This window comes from Curtobacterium sp. MCBA15_001 (genome assembly GCF_001864835.1).
Taxonomy (GTDB): domain Bacteria; phylum Actinomycetota; class Actinomycetes; order Actinomycetales; family Microbacteriaceae; genus Curtobacterium.
On record NZ_MJGI01000008.1, the window covers coordinates 57,404 to 58,857 of the forward strand.

At 69.7% G+C, this 1,454-nt stretch carries 1 protein-coding gene; it reads right to left on the reverse strand.

The genetic code is table 11. The features are described from left to right. Positions 1-29 precede the first annotated feature (29 nt). Positions 30-1,454, reverse strand: a 1,425-nt coding sequence (locus BIU90_RS04725; RefSeq protein ID WP_071299082.1) for a S1C family serine protease, incomplete at its 5' end; no start/stop codon positions are given.

The window sequence follows — 1,454 nt, forward strand, 5'->3', positions numbered from 1 at the left end:
CCGGGCCTCCCGTCCGTGACGCGGTCGCGTCACTGCTTGCTGTCGTACGTCCCCAGGGTCACGTCGGCGGTCTGCGACTGACCGTTGCGGAGGAAGGTGATCTGGGTCTTCGCGCCGCCGGCGAAGTAGCGCACCTGTGCGGTCAGGTCGGTCGCGTCCGAGACCGTCGCGTCGCCGATCTTCGTGACCACGTCGCCCTTCTGCAGGCCGGCCCCGGCAGCCGCGCCGCCCGAGACGACCGACTTGATGAGGGCGCCCATCTGGGTGGCGTTGGTGTCCTGGTTCGCGTCGCCGACCGAGGCACCGAGCAGGCCGTGCGTCGCAGACCCGTTGTCGATGATCTCGTTCGCGACCCGCTTCACCAGGTTCGCCGGGATCGAGAAGCCGACGCCGATGCTCCCCGACTGCGAGCCGGACGAGTCCGAGCTGCCCGCGCTGGCGATGGCGACGTTGATGCCGATGAGCTTGGCCTTGGAGTCCAGCAGGGCACCACCCGAGTTGCCGGGGTTGATCGAGGCGTCCGTCTGGATCACCGGCAGCGACACCGTGGCGCTCGCACCGGAGCTCGAGCCGTTGTCGCCGTTGCCCCAGAAGTCGAAGGGACCGTTGCCGTTGTTGCCCTGACCCTCGTTGGAGTCGCCGCCCGCGTTCGGGTCGCTCGACGTCACCTGGATGCTGCGGTTCAGGGTCGACACGATGCCGTCCGTCACGGTGTTCGACAGGCCCAGGGGTGCGCCGATCGCGACGGCGGTGTCACCGACGTTGAGCTTCGACGAGTCGGCGAACGTCATCGGCTTGAGGTCGGTCGCGTCGATCTTGATCACGGCGAGGTCGACCGTCGGGTCGGTGCCGACCAGCTTCGCCGGGTAGATCTTGCCGTCCGAGGTCGTCACCTGGATCGTGCCGCTCGAGCTGTCGCCGTCCAGCGTGACGACGTGCGTGTTCGTCACGATGTAGCCGTCCTTGGTCATGACGACCCCGGAGCCGGTGCCGGCCTCGCTCGACGACGAGACGTTGATCGTGACGACCGACGGCGTGGCCTGGGCGGCGACCGCGGTGACGACCGTGGCGGAGTTGTAGTCGTTGACGGTCAGGTTGCCGCCGCCACCGCTGTTCGAGTTCGAGGAGCTGGTCGTGGTGCCGCCGCCGTTGGACGTCGCCGCGACCCAGCCGCCGCCAGCCGCGCCGCCGACGAGGGCGCCGACGATGAGGCCGCCGACGAGGGGCAGGACGAGCTTGTTGCGGGACGACTTCGGCTTGGTGGCGGTGGCGCCGTTCGGCTCCGAGCCGGCTGCGGCGCCGTTGGCCGCACCAGCTGCGCCGGTGAAGTAGTAGCCGTTGGCGCGCTGGTCCGAGGCCTCGGTGTCGCCGAAGGCGCTCGAAGTGGGCGCCTGCGCGGACTGGCCGTACTGGGAGGTCTGGCCGTACTGCGAGGTCTGGCCGTACTGGCCGGT